Origin of the sequence: Pantoea sp. USMM079, from assembly GCF_037153115.1 — a bacterium.
In the GTDB taxonomy this organism is placed as follows: Bacteria; Pseudomonadota; Gammaproteobacteria; order Enterobacterales; family Enterobacteriaceae; genus Pantoea; species Pantoea communis.
In genome coordinates this window covers 15314-33321 of record NZ_JBBCKX010000027.1, presented here as the reverse complement: position 1 = coordinate 33321, position 18008 = coordinate 15314, and the positions used below count along the sequence as shown (strand labels likewise).

At 51.8% G+C, this 18008-nt stretch carries 16 protein-coding genes; 7 read left to right on the top strand and 9 right to left on the bottom strand.

The genetic code is table 11. The features are described from left to right. Window positions 1-2: 2 nt before the first annotated feature. A complete protein-coding gene (gene queC / locus WFP70_RS23150) occupies window positions 3-698 on the top strand; it encodes a 7-cyano-7-deazaguanine synthase QueC (RefSeq protein WP_058962234.1) in 696 nt (231 codons plus the stop codon). A gap of 227 nt (window positions 699-925) precedes the next feature. On the opposite strand, the gene WFP70_RS23145 is transcribed toward queC, so the two are convergent. From WFP70_RS23145 to bolA, 9 genes are all read right to left on the bottom strand, one after another. Next, window positions 926-1333 (bottom strand): acyl-CoA thioesterase, encoded by a 408-nt coding sequence (locus tag WFP70_RS23145; protein ID WP_058962233.1) that lies wholly within the window; start codon window positions 1331-1333, stop codon window positions 926-928. 101 nt (window positions 1334-1434) lie between these two features. Then, entirely contained in the window at window positions 1435-1758 is a 324-nt protein-coding gene (locus tag WFP70_RS23140; protein ID WP_034828115.1) for a ComEA family DNA-binding protein, read from the bottom strand. A gap of 139 nt (window positions 1759-1897) precedes the next feature. Further along, entirely contained in the window at window positions 1898-3766 is a 1869-nt protein-coding gene (gene ppiD / locus WFP70_RS23135) for a peptidylprolyl isomerase (protein ID WP_166933784.1), read from the bottom strand. Window positions 3767-4003: 237 nt separating this feature from the next. Then, window positions 4004-4276 (bottom strand): nucleoid-associated protein HU-beta, encoded by a 273-nt coding sequence (gene hupB, locus WFP70_RS23130; RefSeq protein WP_034828113.1) that lies wholly within the window; start codon window positions 4274-4276, stop codon window positions 4004-4006. 213 nt (window positions 4277-4489) lie between these two features. Further along, the gene (gene lon / locus WFP70_RS23125) at window positions 4490-6844 is read right to left on the bottom strand and encodes an endopeptidase La (RefSeq protein ID WP_034828111.1); all 2355 of its coding nucleotides are present in this window, start codon (window positions 6842-6844) and stop codon (window positions 4490-4492) included. A 186-nt stretch (window positions 6845-7030) separates the two neighbouring features. Further along, a complete protein-coding gene (gene clpX, locus WFP70_RS23120) occupies window positions 7031-8302 on the bottom strand; it encodes an ATP-dependent protease ATP-binding subunit ClpX (protein WP_034828109.1) in 1272 nt (423 codons plus the stop codon). Between the two features lie 127 nt (window positions 8303-8429). Then, window positions 8430-9053 carry an ATP-dependent Clp endopeptidase proteolytic subunit ClpP gene (clpP, locus tag WFP70_RS23115; RefSeq protein WP_008103933.1) on the bottom strand — a complete coding sequence of 208 codons (624 nt, stop codon included), beginning with the start codon at window positions 9051-9053 and terminating at the stop codon, window positions 8430-8432. A gap of 336 nt (window positions 9054-9389) precedes the next feature. After that, on the bottom strand, window positions 9390-10694 hold the full coding sequence (gene tig, locus WFP70_RS23110) for a trigger factor (protein ID WP_045833927.1): 1305 nt from the start codon (window positions 10692-10694) through the stop codon (window positions 9390-9392). Between the two features lie 301 nt (window positions 10695-10995). After that, window positions 10996-11310, bottom strand: coding sequence for a transcriptional regulator BolA (bolA, locus tag WFP70_RS23105; RefSeq protein ID WP_034828103.1), 315 nt, complete (start codon window positions 11308-11310; stop codon window positions 10996-10998). A 267-nt stretch (window positions 11311-11577) separates the two neighbouring features. Between bolA and WFP70_RS23100 the strand changes: the two genes are divergently transcribed. The 6 genes from WFP70_RS23100 to WFP70_RS23075 all read left to right on the top strand — a co-directional run bounded on the left by WFP70_RS23100 (window position 11578) and on the right by WFP70_RS23075 (window position 17995). Next, the gene (locus tag WFP70_RS23100) at window positions 11578-12156 is read left to right on the top strand and encodes a lipoprotein (protein ID WP_034828101.1); all 579 of its coding nucleotides are present in this window, start codon (window positions 11578-11580) and stop codon (window positions 12154-12156) included. 54 nt (window positions 12157-12210) lie between these two features. Beyond that, on the top strand, window positions 12211-13698 hold the full coding sequence (gene ampG, locus WFP70_RS23095; protein WP_337024548.1) for a muropeptide MFS transporter AmpG: 1488 nt from the start codon (window positions 12211-12213) through the stop codon (window positions 13696-13698). 440 nt (window positions 13699-14138) lie between these two features. Then, a complete protein-coding gene (cyoA, locus tag WFP70_RS23090; protein ID WP_034828097.1) occupies window positions 14139-15065 on the top strand; it encodes a cytochrome o ubiquinol oxidase subunit II in 927 nt (308 codons plus the stop codon). 4 nt (window positions 15066-15069) lie between these two features. Beyond that, a complete protein-coding gene (gene cyoB, locus WFP70_RS23085) occupies window positions 15070-17052 on the top strand; it encodes a cytochrome o ubiquinol oxidase subunit I (protein WP_034828096.1) in 1983 nt (660 codons plus the stop codon). Then, on the top strand, window positions 17052-17666 hold the full coding sequence (locus tag WFP70_RS23080; RefSeq protein ID WP_038648564.1) for a cytochrome o ubiquinol oxidase subunit III: 615 nt from the start codon (window positions 17052-17054) through the stop codon (window positions 17664-17666). Before cyoB ends, WFP70_RS23080 begins: the two co-directional genes overlap by 1 nt. Then, entirely contained in the window at window positions 17666-17995 is a 330-nt protein-coding gene (locus tag WFP70_RS23075) for a cytochrome o ubiquinol oxidase subunit IV (protein WP_034828092.1), read from the top strand. Before WFP70_RS23080 ends, WFP70_RS23075 begins: the two co-directional genes overlap by 1 nt. Window positions 17996-18008: the final 13 nt, after the last annotated feature.

Here is an 18008-nt window from a genome sequence, read left to right as displayed (position 1 = left end):
AGATGAAACGAGCCGTTGTCGTATTCAGTGGCGGACAAGATTCCACCACCTGCTTGATTCAGGCACTGCAGCAGTATGATGAAGTGCACTGTGTCACCTTCGATTATGGTCAGCGCCATCGCGAAGAGATTGAAGTCGCGGCAGAACTGGCGCACAAACTGGGGGCGCGTGCACACAAAGTATTGGATGTGACGCTGCTCAATGAGCTGGCAGTCAGCAGCCTGACGCGCGATAACATTCCAGTGCCCACTTACGATCCTGACGCCAGCGGGTTGCCGAGCACTTTTGTGCCGGGCCGCAATATTCTGTTCCTGACCTTAGCCTCTATCTACGCCTATCAGGTGGAAGCCGAGGCGGTGATTACCGGTGTCTGCGAAACAGATTTCTCCGGCTACCCTGATTGCCGCGATGAGTTCGTTAAAGCGCTCAACAATGCCGTGAGTCTCGGTATGGCGCGCAACGTTCGCTTCGAAACGCCACTGATGTGGCTGAATAAAGCGGAAACCTGGGCGCTGGCCGATTACTGGCAGCAGTTGCCACTGGTGCGGGCGGAAACCCTGACCTGTTATAACGGCGTGAAAGGCGATGGCTGTGGTGAATGCGCGGCTTGCCATCTGCGCGCGCGCGGGTTGGCGGATTATCAGGCTAATGCTTCAGCCGTCATGGCAGCGATGAAACAAAAAAGCGGCCTTAACTGATTGCGCTAAATCGGTGGCTCGCAGTGATTGCGCGGCCTGGCTGGTTGGGAGGGTTTAGCTGCAGGAAATAATTGAGCTGCTTCGCTAGCAGGAACTGATTGAGCGTCTTCGTTCGCTGCAACTCATTGGGCTACTTAACTAGCTGGAACTTATTAAGCGGCTTCGCTGGCTGGAACTTATTAAGCGGTTTAGCTGGCTGGCGTTTCTGACGCCAGCTCGCTCCGCTGTTAATGGCTTTCTACCATCAATGCCGACAAACGGTCGCGCAGCTCCCCTTCCATCGGTACCGCTTTTTGCGTACGCAAATCGATGCAGACGAAAGTTAACGCGGCGTCTGCCACCACGGTGTTATCACCCGCCAGCAGCACGCGCTGCGAAATAATGCCGCTTTTGCCATTCAACTGTGACACTTCGCTCTCAATATGTAATACGTCGCCCAGCACCGCCGGACGACGATAGTTAATATTGATATTGACCACCACAAACGCCAGCTTCTGATCCATCAGCCAGTGAAAAGCATCGACATCCTCCAGCCATTGCCAGCGCGCCTCTTCCAGAAACTCGAGATAACGTGCGTTGTTCACATGCTGATAAACGTCCAGATGATAGCCGCGTACTTTGATTGTGGTTTGCATTGTTACTCCTGTTCAGACTGTGAATGCCAACTGGTATGACCTGTTGAGCATAGCACAGCCTGATTGGGTGCTTTATCAATCCTTCAAAGTCGCGACCCGCCTCACAGTTTCAGGCGATCGCTGTTACGTTCGACCAGCGCATTGCCGATGCCCGGTATTTCCTTAAGCTGATCGATGGCGGTAAACGGACCATATTGCTCGCGGTAACTGACAATCGCCTGAGCTTTCTTCAGGCCGATGCCGTTCATTGCGGCTGCGAGCTGTTCAGCGCTGGCTTGATTGATGCTGACCTGTCCCTCTTGCGGCGAGGATACTTGCGTCGCCTGCGTTTCGCTGGGGCTTTCGGCCGCAGACAGTCCGGTGGTATAGAGTGCGCCACCCAGCGCCAGCGTGATACATAGAGCGCGAAAAGTTGATTTCACCATGCTGTGTTTCTCCTTGTGTTTGACAGCCACAGCAGAGTGTCACAGCGTGTTTTCAGGCTCAAAAGGGCAATTCCAGAAATGGAAAAGGCCGCAGAAGCGGCCTTTGAGTGTTGCAGCGGATTCACGTTTTTTGTGAGGCTTACTGGTTTTGTGCAGCCGCGCCGTATTTGATTTTCGCGTCTTTGCGCAGGTTTTCCAGCAGCGCTTCAAACGCAATCTGTGCGTTATTCTGCGTCACGCCTTTCACCATCTCATCAATCTGCGCCTGCGGCATATTACCCGGGCTGACTTTATCCAGTGCGACCAGCACCACGTTGCCCTGCATATCTTCGCTCACGCCCCAGGACGGTTTGTTCTCCGCGGGTTGTGGCAAGTTAAAGGCAGACTGCGCAACCGGGTCTTGTGCATTACGATCAAAGGATTTGCTGGCGCTCAGGGTCAAGCCTGCCGCTTTCAGCGCATCTTCTTTACCGGCTTTCAGATCAACCAGCAGCTTATCGGCCTGAGCTTTAGCCTGCTGTGTGGCTTTGTCATGCTTCAGCGTGTCGGCAATCTGCGCTTTCACCTGGTCCAGCGGTTTCACGGCTTCAGGCTTGTGCTCACTGATGCGCAGCACGAATGCACGATCGCCATCGACGCTGATGATGTCAGAGTTATTACCCGGCGCACCGTTTTGGCCCACCAGTCCACCGTTGAAGATCGCCTGCTTGACCTGATCGAAATCGAGTTCAGCCGGAACATTATCACGCGTGATCCAGCCGGTTTCCGTGACTTTCAGACCGGAAGCCTGTGCCGCACCCGCCAACGACTCGTTGTCATTGCTGGCCGCTTCACTGACTTTCTGCTGCAGCTTGTAAAAGGCGTCGACTGCTTTTTCCTGCTTCACCTTGTCAGCAACGGCGTCATGGATCTCAGCCAGCGGCTTAATCTGCTCGGCCTGGATATCATCCAGACGTACCACCAGGAAACCGACTGAAGATTTGATCACGCCAGACAGTTGGCCTTTCTGCGTCAGGTTGGCATTTTTCAGCTCATCCGGCGTGGTACCCGGCTCCAGCCAACCCATATCGCCGCCTTTGCGTGCCGAAATTGGGTCAATGGATTTGCTTTTTGCCAGCGTAGCGAAGTCTTCACCCTTCTTCAGCGCTTCCAGAACGGCATTGGCATCCGCTTCAGTTTTGGTCTGAATCACGCTGTAGCGATTGCGCTGCGGCTGTGAGTAGTCAGCTTTGTGTTGATCGAACCAACTCTGAATGTCCGCTTCGCTCACGGTTTCCTGCATGCTGGCAGCATCCATTTTGATGTAGCTGACGCGGAACTGCTCAGGTGCCATGAAGCTGTTCTGATGCTGCTGGTAATACTGATTGATCTCATCATCACTGGCCGTTTGTTTCGCTGCCAGCGCGTTAACATCAATCACCGCCTGACGAATTTCACGCTGCTGCGAGACCAGGTCTACCAGCTTGCTGGTTTCACCTTTCAGCATGAAATCGGTATTAGCGATCGCATTGATCAACTGCTGAGTGGCCAACTGCTTACGCAGCGCCGCCGCGTACTGATCCGGCGTAAAGCCCATCTGAGTGATTAAGCCGTTGTATTTCGCGTTATCAAACTTGCCGTTAGTCTGGAAAGCTTTTTGATTGAAGATCGCCTGCTTGATCTGATCATCGCTAATGCCAATCTTCAGATCTTTGATGTATTGATCAAGCAACGCCTGATCAATCAGCTGAGACAGCGCCTGCTGACGCATCTGCTGCATGTAACCTTCGTTGCTGGCCAGCTGCGAGAATTGATCGCCCAGCATCTGCTGCTGACGATTACGCTCGTTGTTAAAGCCCTGCTCAAGCTCTGCACGGCTAATTTCATGGCCATTAACTTTGGCGGCATAATCGCTGCCACCGCCGATCAGGTAGTTGCCCACCCCGGTCAGTACGAAAGACAGGATGATCAATCCCAGAATGATCTTGAGCACGACATGATTCGACGCCGCGCGTAAATTGTCCATCATGGTATGACAACACTCCGCTGTAGTGTGAATGTAAAGCTCTGACACGATGTCATCATCGTGCAACTGCTGTTCAGGCTGGCAGTTGGCAACCATGCGGAGACAATAGCCTGTGGCCATCGCCGCGCATCAAGAATAAAAAAGGCACATCAAAAATGATGTGCCCGTATGTTACATGAGAACGGCTTTTTCGTCCTCAATCCATAGAAGAAAATGCTTCAATGGATGTGTCAGCGGTCATTAATTGACTGAGTCTTTCAGTGCCTTACCTGCACGGAAGCCCGGAACTTTACCAGCCGGGATGGTGATCTCTTTACCGGTTTGCGGGTTACGGCCTGTACGAGCAGCACGCTCACGTACAGAGAAAGTACCGAAACCAACCAGTGCCACTTCATCACCGCCTTTCAGCGCGTCAGAAACGGAGCCCATGAATGCATCTAACACACGTCCCGCTGCTGCTTTAGAAATGTCAGCGTCTGCAGCAATTTTGTCGATCAACTGTGACTTATTCACTCTATTCATCCCCTCTTTTATTATTCACATCGCACCCGCGCTTCCCGCCCGGTGCGAACGCGCAGCCAGTTATATCAAGCCTGTGGAGCTGAAACAACGGTATTCATCTTAATCGTTGATTCAACAGCCCCCTAAATTAGCGGCACAAAAAAAAGCTGGCAAGCACCATTTGGCCTGCCAGCTTCGCTTTTTAACGGTTTTTGCCGTTAATCACTATTTTGCCGTCGCAACCTGCATGCCGTAAGGCGCATTTTCCAGTGCCAGGTTCAGCACCTCTTCAATACGCTTCACAGGATGGATGGTCAGATCGGCAATCACGTTCTGTGGAATCTCTTCCAGATCGCGCTTATTTTCATCCGGGATTAACACGGTTTTGATGCCACCGCGATGCGCTGCCAGCAGCTTCTCTTTCAGACCACCAATCGGCAACACCTGACCGCGCAGAGTGATCTCACCTGTCATCGCCACATCAGAGCGCACCGGGTTACCGGTCAGACAAGAAACCAGCGCCGTACACATGGCTATACCGGCACTTGGACCATCTTTCGGCGTTGCCCCTTCCGGCACGTGCACGTGGATGTCACGTTTCTCGTGGAAATCCCCGTTGATGCCGAGTTTCTCCGCACGTGCGCGAACCACTGTCAACGCCGCCTGGATAGACTCCTGCATCACTTCACCCAGTGAGCCGGTGTAAGTCAGTTTGCCTTTACCCGGTACGCAGGCGGTTTCAATGGTCAGCAGATCGCCCCCCACTTCCGTCCATGCCAGACCGGTGACCTGACCTACGCGGTTTTCAGTGTCCGCTCGACCATAATCAAAGCGCTGCACGCCGAGGAAGTCGTGAAGGTTTTCACCATTAATCTTGATGCTCTTCTTACTTTTGTCCATCAACAGCGTTTTCACTGCTTTACGGCACAGCTTGGAGAGTTCACGTTCCAGACTACGCACGCCCGCTTCACGGGTGTAGTAACGGATAATGCCGATGATGGCGCTATCGTCAACACTGATCTCTTTTTCTTTCAGTGCATTACGCTCAATCTGTTTCGGCAGTAAGTGCTGTTTGGCGATATTCAGTTTTTCATCTTCGGTATAACCCGAGAGACGAATCACTTCCATACGATCCAGCAGCGGTGCCGGGATGTTCATGGAGTTAGAGGTCGCCACAAACATCACATCGGAGAGATCGTAATCCACTTCCAGATAGTGATCATTGAACGCAATGTTCTGCTCTGGATCCAGCACTTCCAGCAGTGCCGAAGCCGGATCGCCGCGCATATCGGACGACATCTTGTCGATCTCATCCAGCAGGAACAGTGGGTTCTTCACGCCAACTTTCGCCATTTTCTGGATCAGTTTGCCCGGCATAGAACCGATGTAAGTACGGCGATGTCCACGGATTTCCGCTTCATCACGTACACCGCCCAACGCCATACGCACATATTTACGGCCGGTGGCTTTCGCGATCGACTGACCCAGCGAGGTTTTACCCACGCCTGGCGGTCCGACGAGGCACAGAATTGGGCCCTTAATTTTGCTAACGCGACTCTGCACCGCAAGATACTCAAGAATGCGGTCTTTCACGCGTTCCAGACCGTAATGATCGGTATCCAGCGTTTCCTGCGCCTTCAGCAGGTCTTTTTTCACTTTGCTGCGCGCGACCCACGGAACCTGAACCATCCAGTCGATATAACCGCGTACCACGGTGGCTTCTGCAGACATCGGCGACATCATTTTCAGCTTCTGCAGTTCTGCTTCGGCTTTTTCGCGCGCTTCAGTCGGCATTTTTGCCGCTTCAATTTTACGTTTCAGCGCTTCGTATTCGTCCGGCGCATCATCCATTTCGCCCAGCTCTTTCTGAATGGCTTTCATTTGCTCATTCAGATAGTACTCACGCTGGCTTTTCTCCATCTGCTTTTTCACGCGATTGCGAATGCGCTTCTCAACCTGCAGCAGATCGATTTCGGATTCCATCATCGCCATCAGATATTCAAGACGTTCGTTGATGTCGGACATTTCCAGCACTGACTGCTTATCAGCCAGCTTCAGCGGCATATGCGCTGCCACGGTGTCGGCGAGACGCGCCGCATCGTCGATGCTGTTCAGTGAGGTCAAAACCTCAGGAGGAATTTTTTTATTCAGTTTGATGTAGCCTTCAAACTGATTAATCGCCGTTCGCACCAGCACTTCCTGCTCACGCTCTTCAATTTCTGGCGAGATCAGGTATTCGGCCTGGGCAACAAAATGGTCGCCATTGTCGGCCAGTGTGGTGATGTGCGCACGCTGCAAGCCTTCAACCAGCACTTTCACCGTGCCATCGGGCAGCTTGAGCATCTGCAATACGGAAGCGACGGTCCCTACAGAGAAGAGATCGTTAATACCAGGTTCATCCGTTGAAGCCTCTTTCTGGGCAACCAGCATGATCTTCTTGTCATGATCCATTGCGGCTTCGAGGCAACGAATCGATTTTTCCCGACCAACAAACAACGGAATTACCATGTGCGGATAAACCACCACGTCGCGCAAAGGCAACACGGGGATTTCAATGCGTTCAGAACGCTCAGGATTCATAGAGCTCTCTCTTAGTTTAATGTCCGCCAGGTGATGGGTACCGCGTAAAAGAAGTTTGCAGTTCAACCCACAGGATATTGAGTATATGGGGATGCTTGGTCGACATTCAATGTCAGGGGAGAGAGAAAAACAAAAGGGGAAACATTTTCCCCTTTTTTAAGATAACAACATGGTTAGATTGTTTATTTATTCGCCAGAAGCCTGAGCTTCGTGCTTACCATAAATCAACATCGGCTCGGATTGACCGTCAATCACTGACTCATCAATCACCACTTTTTCCACGTCATCCATCGATGGCAGATCGTACATGGTTTCCAGCAGCGCACCTTCTACGATAGAACGCAGACCACGCGCGCCGGTTTTGCGTGACATCGCTTTCTTAGCGATCGCCGTCAGCGCTTCATCACGGAACTCCAGCTCCACACCTTCAAGGTTAAACAGAGCCTGGTACTGTTTGGTCAACGCATTCTTCGGTTCGCGCAGAATCTGAATCAGGGCTTCTTCACTCAATTCACTCAGCGTCGCCACCACCGGCAGACGACCAATGAATTCTGGAATCAGACCAAATTTGATCAGATCTTCTGGCTCAACCTGCGACAGCAACTCGCCTTCGCTGGCTTTTTGCGATTTACCTTTCACCGTAGCGCCGAAGCCGATACCGGATCCGGTTTCCACGCGCTGGGAAATCACTTTGTCGAGGCCAGCAAAAGCACCACCACAAATGAACAGGATCTTAGACGTATCAACCTGCAGGAACTCCTGCTGTGGATGCTTACGTCCACCCTGCGGCGGAACCGCGGCAACGGTACCTTCGATAAGCTTCAGCAACGCCTGTTGTACGCCTTCACCGGAAACGTCACGCGTGATTGAGGGGTTATCTGACTTACGAGAAATCTTATCGATTTCATCGATATAAACGATACCGCGCTGTGCTTTCTGCACATCGTAATCACACTTCTGCAGCAATTTCTGGATGATGTTTTCCACATCCTCACCCACATAACCGGCTTCGGTCAGGGTGGTGGCATCCGCCATGGTGAACGGAACATCCAGCAAACGCGCCAGGGTTTCAGCCAGCAAAGTTTTACCGCTACCGGTTGGACCGATCAGCAGAATGTTACTTTTGCCCAATTCGATTCCATTACTAGTATCGCCGTTGCGCAGACGTTTGTAGTGGTTATAGACCGCTACCGCCAGCACTTTTTTCGCCCTTTCCTGACCGATGACGTAATCATCTAAATGATGACGGATTTCATGCGGTGTCGGCAGTGCACTGCGCTCACGGTGCGGAGCCACTTCTTTAATCTCTTCGCGAATGATGTCGTTGCATAAATCAACACATTCGTCGCAAATATACACTGACGGCCCGGCAATCAGCTTACGGACTTCATGCTGGCTTTTGCCGCAGAAAGAGCAGTACAGCAACTTACCTGAACCGTCTTTGCGCTTATCTGTCATCAGCTAACCTCTTTTCGTTCTCAGACCCAATTTGGTGTACGGCACTGGCCGCACATCAACGGCCGATATTCATGCAACTCATCGTGCTGCCCCGTTAACTATAGCGTAAGGGGCAGCCAGATGTGTCTTATTGGCGATGCGTCAGGATGGAATCGACCAAGCCATACTCTACCGCTTCGCTGGCAGAGAGGAAACGATCGCGCTCAGTGTCGCGTTCGATCTCTTCCAGTGATTTGCCGGTATGTTCAGCCATCAACTCATTCATACGCTGCTTCACTTTCAGAATTTCACGCGCATGGATTTCAATATCCGTCGCCTGGCCCTGATAACCGCCCAGCGGCTGGTGAATCATGACGCGGGAATTCGGCAGGCAGAAGCGCTTACCTTTGGTACCTGCAGTCAGCAGGAACGCACCCATCGAACAAGCCTGACCCATACAAATGGTGCTGACGTCCGGCTTGATGAATTTCATGGTGTCATAAATCGACATCCCGGCAGTAATTACACCGCCTGGCGAGTTAATGTAGAGATAAATGTCTTTTTCAGGATTCTCAGCTTCCAGAAACAGCATCTGCGCCACGATCAGGTTGGCCATATGATCTTCAACCTGGCCGGTCAGGAAGATCACACGCTCTTTGAGCAGGCGGGAGTAAATGTCGTATGAACGCTCGCCGCGCGAGGTTTGTTCGACCACCATTGGCACCAGCGCCATGTGCGGTGCAGTAAATTCACGATCGCCACTGTATGACATTACCGTCTCCTGATAAATTTCATTGGCAACATTCTGTACCGATATTACGTGAGGCGCGTCGGGAAAACTATGCGCTGCCTTCTCACTCCGACATAACAGGACGGTTAATCAGCCAGTCTCACTGTTTTCATGCATTCTCCCTGTATCTGGGGATGCTGCCCAGTTGTTTCAAGCATAACAACCTTTTGCCCATTCGCTAACACGGAAAAAGAGCTTAGCGAACAATTTGCCGATTAATTAGGCAAATAGAGGACAAATCTGTGCGGTTAGCGCCTTAAAACGAAAAAGCCCGCGACTTTTCAGTCGCGGGCTTCGCACTTTCGGTTAACTAACGAATCAGGCCGCTGAGGTCTGGTTCATCAGTTCCTGGAAGTTGGTTGCTTTATCGGTCACTTTGGCTTTCGCCAGAACCGCTTCAACAGCCTGCTCTTCCAGTGCAACGTTGCGCATGTTGTTCATCAGCTCGTTGTTCTTGCTGTAGAACTCGATCACTTCCTGCGGATCTTCGTACGCAGAAGCCATCTCTTCGATCAGCGCTTTAACGCGGTCTTCGTCAGCTTTCAGCTCGTTGATGCGAATCACTTCGCCCAGCAGCAGACCAACAACGACGCGACGTTTAGCCTGCTCTTCGAACAGCTCACGTGGCAGCTCGAAAGCTTGCTTCTCGTTGCCACCAAAACGCTGAGCAGCCTGACGGCGCAGAACGTCGATTTCGCTGTCGATCAGTGCCACTGGCACGTCGATGTCGTTGGCTTCAACCAGACCATCAATCGCCTGAGATTTCACGCGGTTACGAATAGCGCCTTTCAGCTCACGATCCATGTTCTTACGCACTTCTGCACGCAGACCGGCAACGGAACCATCTTCAACGCCAAAGCGCTTGATGAACTCTTCAGTCAGTTCTGGCAGCTCGCGAGTTTCCACTTTTTTCAGCACGATTTCGAACTTCGCGTCTTTCCCTTTCAGGGTTTCAGCGTGGTAATCGTCCGGGAATTTCACGTCGATAGTGAAGGTTTCGCCCGCTTTGTGGCCAACAACACCTTCTTCGAAGCCTGGGATCATACGACCCTGGCCCATCGCCAGTACGAAGTCAGACGCTTTGCCGCCTTCGAACTCTTCGCCGTCTACTGAACCGGAGAAGTCGATGGTTGCGCGATCTTCAGCAGTCGCTGCTGCATCGCTCTCTTTCCAGGTCGCCTGCTGCTTCTGCAGGGTTTCCAGCATGGTATCAACGTCAGCATCGGTGACTTCAACCACTGGCTTCTCGACTTCGATAGCATCCAGGCCTTTCAGCTCAACTTCAGGATACACTTCGAACTCAACCGCGTAGGTGAAATCTTCACCTTCTTTGTACTCACCTGGCACGTAGTTTGGTGCGCCAGCTGGGTTGATTTTCTCTTTGATGATGGCGTCAACGAAGTTGCGCGTCATCAGCTCGCCCAGCACGTCCTGGCGAACAGAAGCACCGTAGCGCTGAGAAATGATGTTTGCCGGCACTTTGCCTTTACGGAAACCGTCGATACGGACTTTCTTAGCCACTTCCACCAGTTCTTTCTTCACTGCGCTTTCGATGCTGTCAGCTGCAACAGTAATCGAAATGCGACGGCCCAGACCCTGAGTGGTTTCTACTGAAACTGTCATCTTGTTACCTCAAAAAATCACGTGCTCGGTCAACTTCAGACACCACACATTAAATGCGCCGTATCCAACAATCGGGACGGCCTCTGCAGGCAGAACCTAATCCCTGTCACCAGAAGCGTCCCGAAGACATTCCGGAAAAATAGACGCCGCATTATAGCGGCATCGCTGGAATGAGTCGAGGCTGCAAACTCACCACTTTTTAGCGGTTTTGCTGCTTTTTTGCGCCATGGATCGCGTTTGAGGGTAATAGATGAAAAGAAAACGGCCCGCAGGCCGTTTTGAGAGAGGATGAAGTGTGAACTTAGGCGAGGGTACCCGCTCCACGACAGTTCGGTGACGCCAGCACGGTATCTTGCAAGCCATCCCACTCTTTTTGCGTGTAAGTGTGTAGTGCCAGTGCGTGCACGCTCCCTGCTAACTCTTCGGTCAATTCGCCATAAATGGCGCGATGACGCTGCAGGAATCGCTGGCCGGTAAACACATCACTGACAATCACCACTTTAAAGTGGCTTTCAGAACCAGCGGGCACGTTATGACGATAGCTTTCATCATGCACTTCGAGATGTGCAGGTTCGAACGCCTTACGCAGCTTTTCTTCTATTTGTTCGCGAATCATTGTTAACACTCCTCAACGGCGAGCGCTGTGCCCATCTGTTTAAATATTAGTAGGTTTTTTGCCCAACCCGCAGGCGCGCCGGAAATAATTCCTGATCTGCTGCGCATCTTAACGGGCTCATGCGTCAGGTCAATGCTGTTGCATGACCGCCTGTCCGAAAAAAGCCTTTACAATCAATTTCCACTGGCACGGGGCTTTTTTCGCCGTCGCGCAATGCTATGATGGCCGCAGTTTTGCAAACCAACCCATATGCTAACGAGAATGAGTATGTTGAAAAAACTGTTATTCCCTCTGCTGGCTGCGTTTATTTTGGCCGGCTGTGCCAGCAATAACACCACCCTGAACATTCAGCCTAAGATCCAGCTGCCACAGCAAGATCCCGGTCTGATGGGTGCCACCATCAGCGTTAACGGTGCCGATCAGCGTTCCGATCAGGCACTGGCAAAAGTGAATCGTGACGGTCAGTTAGTCACCTTAACACCATCGCGCGATCTGCGTTTCCTGTTACAGGAAGTGCTGGAGAAGCAGATGACAGCACGCGGTTATATGATCGGTCCAAACGGTGCGGTTGACCTGCAGATTGTCGTCAATGGTCTTTACGCTGATGTGACACAAGGTAACGTGCGTTACAGCATTACCACCAAAGCTGACATTTCCATCATTGCAACCGCGAAAAACGGCAACAAGCAGGTTAAAAACTATCGTCAGACTTACAGCGTAGAAGGCGCATTCACCGCCACTAACGCGAAGATCACCAACGCGGTCAACTCTACCCTGAGCGACGTGATTGCTGATATGGCGCAGGACACCAGCGTTCACGAATTTATTAAACAGAACGCCCGCTAATTCCTCAGCTATTCTGCCCGGTCATCTTTGGCCGGGCATCATTTCAGGTTGGTTATGACTTCTCACTATCTGCGCATTTTCACCCAACGTAATGCAGCCGTATTACTGCTGCTCGGTTTTGCTTCCGGACTGCCTTTAGCACTCACGGCCGGGACCCTACAGGCGTGGATGACCGTAGAGAATGTCGATCTGAAAACCATCGGTTTCTTCTCCCTTGTCGGCCAGGCTTACGTGTTTAAGTTCCTGTGGTCGCCGATGATGGATCGCTATACCCCGCCGTTTCTTGGCCGTCGCCGTGGCTGGTTACTGGTCACTCAACTCGCACTGATCGCCGGTATTATCGCCATGGGCTTTATGCAGCCTTCGCGCGATCTGACGCTGCTGGCTGCCCTGGCCGTGCTGGTTGCCTTCTGTTCTGCATCGCAGGATATCGTGTTTGATGCCTGGAAAACCGATGTGCTACCGCCAGAAGAAAGGGGCAGCGGAGCCGGGATTACTGTGTTGGGTTATCGCCTGGCGATGCTGATTTCAGGCGGACTGGCGCTGTGGCTGGCCGATCGCTATCTGGGATGGCAGGCGACTTACTGGTTAATGGCACTGTTGATGTTGCCAGGTTTGATGGCGACATTGCTGGCCAAAGAGCCCGCAGCACCCGCGCGCGAGCCGCACACCCTGCGTCAGGCCGTTTCGTTCCCGCTCAAAGACTTCTTCCTGCGTAACAATGCCTGGCTGCTGATCACCTTAATCATCCTTTATAAGCTGGGTGATGCTTTTGCTGCGTCGCTCACCACCACCTTCCTGATTCGCGGCGTGGGTTTCAGCGCCGGCGATGTCGGACTGGTGAATAAAACGCTGGGATTGCTGGCAACCATCATTGGTGCGCTGTACGGCGGTGTGCTGATGCAACGCCTGAGTCTGTTCCGTGCCCTGATGATTTTCGGCATTCTTCAGGCCGTTTCCAACTTCGCTTACTGGCTATTGGCCGTGACGCCGCCTCATTTATGGAGCATGGCGAGCGCAGTGTTCATTGAAAATCTTTGCGGGGGGATGGGCACCGCCGCGTTTGTGGCGCTGCTGATGACATTGTGCAATAAGTCGTTTTCCGCAACACAGTTCGCGCTGCTCTCTGCCCTTTCCGCCGTCGGGCGTGTTTACGTCGGACCCGCAGCGGGATGGCTGGTCGAGCTGTGGGGCTGGCCGACCTTCTATGCTTTCACCGTGTTTGCAGGCGTGCCCGGTTTATTGCTGCTGTGGATTAGCCGCAGCACCCTGCAAGCCATTCAGCAGAGCGGGGAGTTTATGATACGAACCCGCTGGTCGCAGGGCTATCGCTGGACAGTGCGTCTGTTCAGCTTCGGAAGTGGCCTGCTGGCACTCTGGTTGGTGATGCTAGCACTGAATGCAGCGGGGATCTGGCATGTCAATGCGCTGCTGACACCGCTTTTTGAGATGGGCATGGCACTGGCGCTGGTGGCCGTGGCGCTAGGTGTGATTCTGGATTGTGTGGCGTTAAGAAAAATGCCGGGAAAAAATCTGAGTTAAGTAATGATATTTTGCCAGCGGCTAAATATTTGGCTAAAAAAATAACAACGAACTCATTTTAACGAATAGCATTTTTTTCATCGCGAAAAAGAAACATTAAATTAACAACCCTGGATTATATTTAAATCCGGTGCGCAATTACTTTGTAGAAAAGTCATCACCCAAATGCTACACAATTGTTAAATAAATGGGCATTAATAGTACGGTTTATGCTTTCCCTGATTTTTCTGCGGTTTCTATCATTGTTTTTTGTTATATTGACGCCAACTGCTTGTCGCAATTAATAATTTGTCACCCTGCGCAACATCTGTGACACCCTTAGCAAAAGGTGTCAACAGCCTTCTGACACATCCTTAAGCTGGTTTACACTGCATAAACCTTCCCGTAAAATGCGCGCACACTTAAACGACAATAGAGCCCTTTGTCATTGAGGTCGTTAAATGAGACTCAGGAAATACAATAAAAGTTTGGGGATTTTGTCATTAATTGCAGGCGCTGTATTACTCAGTGGCTGCGATAGTGCGTTGTTAAATCCCAAAGGACAGATTGCACTGGAGCAACGTTCGCTGATTCTGACAGCTTTTGGCTTGATGATGATCGTGGTTATCCCGGCAGTCTTCATGGCAGTATTCTTTGCCTGGAAATATCGGGCAACTAATACTAATGCGACTTATAGCCCTAACTGGTCACACTCTAACAAAGTGGAAGCCGTGGTCTGGACGATTCCAATCCTGATCATTATCTTCCTCGGCGTGCTGACCTGGAAATCAACCCACGCACTTGAGCCAAGCAAACCGCTGGTCTCTGATGTGAAGCCGGTTGAGATCGATGTGGTTGCGCTGGACTGGAAATGGCTGTTTATCTACCCGGAACAGGGTATTGCAACCGTGAACCAGATTGCCTTCCCGGCAAATACTCCGGTGAACTTCAAGATCACCTCCAACTCCGTAATGAACTCCTTCTTTATTCCTACGCTCGGTAGCCAGATCTACGCCATGGCGGGCATGCAGACTAAACTGCACCTGATCGCCAATGAGCCAGGAACATTCGACGGTATCTCTGCGAACTTCAGTGGTCGCGGTTTCTCTGGCATGAAGTTCAAAGCCATTGCAACCAAAGACGATGCGGAATTCCAGCAGTGGGTGGCTAAAGTTAAAGCAGCACCTAACGCGCTGACCACCATGGATGATTTCGAGAAACTGGCTGCGCCAAGCGAAAATCACCCGGTGGAATATTTCTCAACTGCGAATCCAGAACTGTTCAAGCAGGTTATTGATAAGTTCATGATGAGCCACGGGAAGATGGACATGCCAGAGCACAAAGGCATGGACATGAATCACGCCGCTGCTGCGGGAGCCGAGGAATAATACGATGTTCGGAAAATTAACACTGGATGCAGTGCCATACCACGAACCCATTATCGTGGTAACGGTAGCCGCAATCATCTTAGGTGGTCTGGCACTGGTTGCCGCGATTACTTATTTTGGTAAGTGGCAATACCTGTGGTCAGAATGGTTCACCTCCATTGACCACAAAAAACTGGGTATCATGTACATCATCATGGCTTTCGTCATGCTGCTGCGCGGCTTTGCCGATGCAGTAATGATGCGTACCCAACAAGTGATGGCTTCCGCAGGCGAAGCCGGCATATTACCACCGCACCACTACGACCAGATCTTCACCGCGCACGGCGTGATCATGATCTTCTTCGTGGCGATGCCTTTCGTGGTAGGTCTGATGAACATCGCGGTACCGCTGCAAATCGGTGCACGTGACGTTGCCTTCCCGTTCCTGAACAACCTGAGCTTCTGGTTTACCGCGATCGGTGTGATCCTGGTGAACATTTCTCTGGGTGTGGGCGAGTTCGCACAGACTGGCTGGTTGGCTTATCCACCGCTTTCGGGCGCGGAATACAGTCCTGGCGTCGGGGTCGATTATTGGATCTGGAGTCTCCAGCTATCCGGTATCGGTACGACACTGACCGGTATCAACTTCTTCGTGACCATTCTGAAGATGCGTGCACCGGGTATGGACCTGTTCAAGATGCCAGTATTCACCTGGGCATCACTGTGTACCAACGTCCTGATCATCGCTGCGTTCCCGGTTCTGACCGTCACGCTGGCACTGTTGACGCTTGACCGTTACCTCGGCTTCCATTTCTTCACCAATGAAATGGGCGGTAACATGATGATGTACGTCAACCTGATTTGGGTCTGGGGTCACCCGGAAGTATACATCCTCGTTCTGCCGGTATTCGGTGTGTTCGCGGAAGTCACTGCAACCTTCTCCAAAAAGCGTCTGTTCGGTTACACCTCTCTGGTGTGGGCGACCATCGCAATTACCGTTCTGTCGTTCATCGTTTGGCTGCACCACTTCTTCACCATGGGTGCCGGCGCCAACGTTAACGCCTTCTTCGGTATTATGACGATGATCATCGCCATTCCGACCGGCGTGAAAATCTTCAACTGGCTGTTCACCATGTATCAGGGTCGCGTTGAGTTCCACTCAGCGATGCTGTGGACAATCGGCTTCCTGGTCACCTTCTCTATTGGTGGTATGACCGGTGTTCTGCTGGCCGTTCCAGGTGCGGACTTCATTCTGCACAACAGCTTGTTCCTGATTGCACACTTCCATAACGTGATTATCGGTGGTGTGGTGTTCGGTTGTATGGCTGGCGTGACCTACTGGTTCCCGAAAGCATTCGGCTTCACCCTGAACGAAAAATGGGGTATCCGTGCATTCTGGTTCTGGATCATTGGTTTCTTCGTTGCCTTCATGCCGCTGTACGCACTGGGCTTCATGGGTATGACCCGTCGTATCAGCCAGGACATCGATCCTCAGTTCCACTCACTGCTGGTTGTTGCAGCAGGCGGTGCGGCACTGATTGCATGCGGTATCCTGTGCCAGCTGACTCAGTTCTACGTTTCTGTGCGTGACCGCGACCAGAACCGCGATCTGACCGGTGACCCGTGGGGTGGTCGTACGCTGGAGTGGGCAACCTCTTCACCGCCTCCGTTCTATAACTTTGCTGTTATCCCTGAAATCCACGAGCGCGATGCGTTCTGGGAAATGAAAGAGAAAGGCGAAGCCTATAAGCAACCAGAAAAATATGAAGAAATTCATATGCCGAAAAACAGCGGCGCAGCCCTGATTATCGCAGCCTTCATGACCGTGTTTGGTTTCGCGATGATCTGGCACATCTGGTGGCTGGCTGGCCTTACCTTCCTGGCCACAATTGTGACCTGGATTGTGAAGAGCTTCGATGAAGACGTGGATTACTACGTTCCGGTTGCTGAAGTCGAGCAGATCGAGAAGAAGCACTTTGACGAAATCAGCAAAGCAGGTCTGAAATAATGTCAACTGAAACTGCAAAACACCACCACGACGCCCATGCGGAGCATGGGCATCACGATGCAGGAGCCAATAAAGTCTTTGGCTTCTGGATCTACCTGATGAGTGACTGCATTATCTTCGCAACCCTGTTTGCGACCTATGCAGTTATGGTCAATAACACTGCCGGTGGTCCGGCAGGTAAAGACATCTTTGAACTGCCGTTTGTGCTGGTTGAAACCGCGCTGCTGCTGCTCAGCTCCATTACTTATGGAATGGCAGTGATCGCGATGAACAACCAGAACAAAGGTTCAGTCATCAGCTGGTTGGCTCTGACCTTCCTGTTTGGTGCTGGATTCATCGGCATGGAAATCTATGAATTCCATCACCTGATCCTGGAAGGCTTCGGTCCTGACCGCAGTGGTTTCCTGTCCGCGTTCTTTACGCTGGTCGGTACCCACGGTCTGCACGTGACTTCAGGCCTGATCTGGATGGCAGTGATGATGTTCCAGATTTCTAAACGTGGTCTGACTGCAACCAACCGCACCCGCATCATGTGCCTGAGCTTGTTCTGGCACTTCCTGGATGTGGTTTGGATCTGCGTATTCACCGTTGTCTATCTGATGGGAGCCATGTAATGAGTCATTCAGTTAACGAACATGGCGCTTCTCACGGTAGCGTGAAGTCTTACATGATCGGCTTCATCCTCTCTATCATCCTGACCGGTATTCCGTTCTGGATGGTAATGGATGGCGGCGCATCACACGGCACGATTCTGGGTGTGGTTCTGGTGTGTGCGGTGGTTCAGGTGTTAGTGCACCTGGTCTACTTCCTGCACTTAGACAGCAAGTCAGAGGGTGGCTGGAACATGGTGGCGATTGTCTTCTCAGCACTCATTATTTTGATTGTTGTTGTCGGCTCACTGTGGATCATGTGGAACCTCAACTACAACATGATGGCCGACTAAAGAGTCACACGTA

Excerpts from the sequence above, each read along its gene's own strand:
- queC (WP_058962234.1), top strand. The coding sequence starts at position 3 with ATGAAACGAGCCGTTGTCGTATTCAGTGGCGGACAAGATTCCACCACC.
- WFP70_RS23145 (WP_058962233.1), bottom strand. The coding sequence starts at position 1,333 with ATGCAAACCACAATCAAAGTACGCGGCTATCATCTGGACGTTTATCAG.
- WFP70_RS23140 (WP_034828115.1), bottom strand. The coding sequence starts at position 1,758 with ATGGTGAAATCAACTTTTCGCGCTCTATGTATCACGCTGGCGCTGGGT.
- ppiD (WP_166933784.1), bottom strand. The coding sequence starts at position 3,766 with ATGATGGACAATTTACGCGCGGCGTCGAATCATGTCGTGCTCAAGATC.
- lon (WP_034828111.1), bottom strand. The coding sequence starts at position 6,844 with ATGAATCCTGAGCGTTCTGAACGCATTGAAATCCCCGTGTTGCCTTTG.
- clpX (WP_034828109.1), bottom strand. The coding sequence starts at position 8,302 with ATGACAGATAAGCGCAAAGACGGTTCAGGTAAGTTGCTGTACTGCTCT.
- clpP (WP_008103933.1), bottom strand. The coding sequence starts at position 9,053 with ATGTCATACAGTGGCGATCGTGAATTTACTGCACCGCACATGGCGCTG.
- tig (WP_045833927.1), bottom strand. The coding sequence starts at position 10,694 with ATGACAGTTTCAGTAGAAACCACTCAGGGTCTGGGCCGTCGCATTTCG.
- bolA (WP_034828103.1), bottom strand. The coding sequence starts at position 11,310 with ATGATTCGCGAACAAATAGAAGAAAAGCTGCGTAAGGCGTTCGAACCT.
- WFP70_RS23100 (WP_034828101.1), top strand. The coding sequence starts at position 11,578 with ATGTTGAAAAAACTGTTATTCCCTCTGCTGGCTGCGTTTATTTTGGCC.
- ampG (WP_337024548.1), top strand. The coding sequence starts at position 12,211 with ATGACTTCTCACTATCTGCGCATTTTCACCCAACGTAATGCAGCCGTA.
- cyoA (WP_034828097.1), top strand. The coding sequence starts at position 14,139 with ATGAGACTCAGGAAATACAATAAAAGTTTGGGGATTTTGTCATTAATT.
- cyoB (WP_034828096.1), top strand. The coding sequence starts at position 15,070 with ATGTTCGGAAAATTAACACTGGATGCAGTGCCATACCACGAACCCATT.
- WFP70_RS23080 (WP_038648564.1), top strand. The coding sequence starts at position 17,052 with ATGTCAACTGAAACTGCAAAACACCACCACGACGCCCATGCGGAGCAT.
- WFP70_RS23075 (WP_034828092.1), top strand. The coding sequence starts at position 17,666 with ATGAGTCATTCAGTTAACGAACATGGCGCTTCTCACGGTAGCGTGAAG.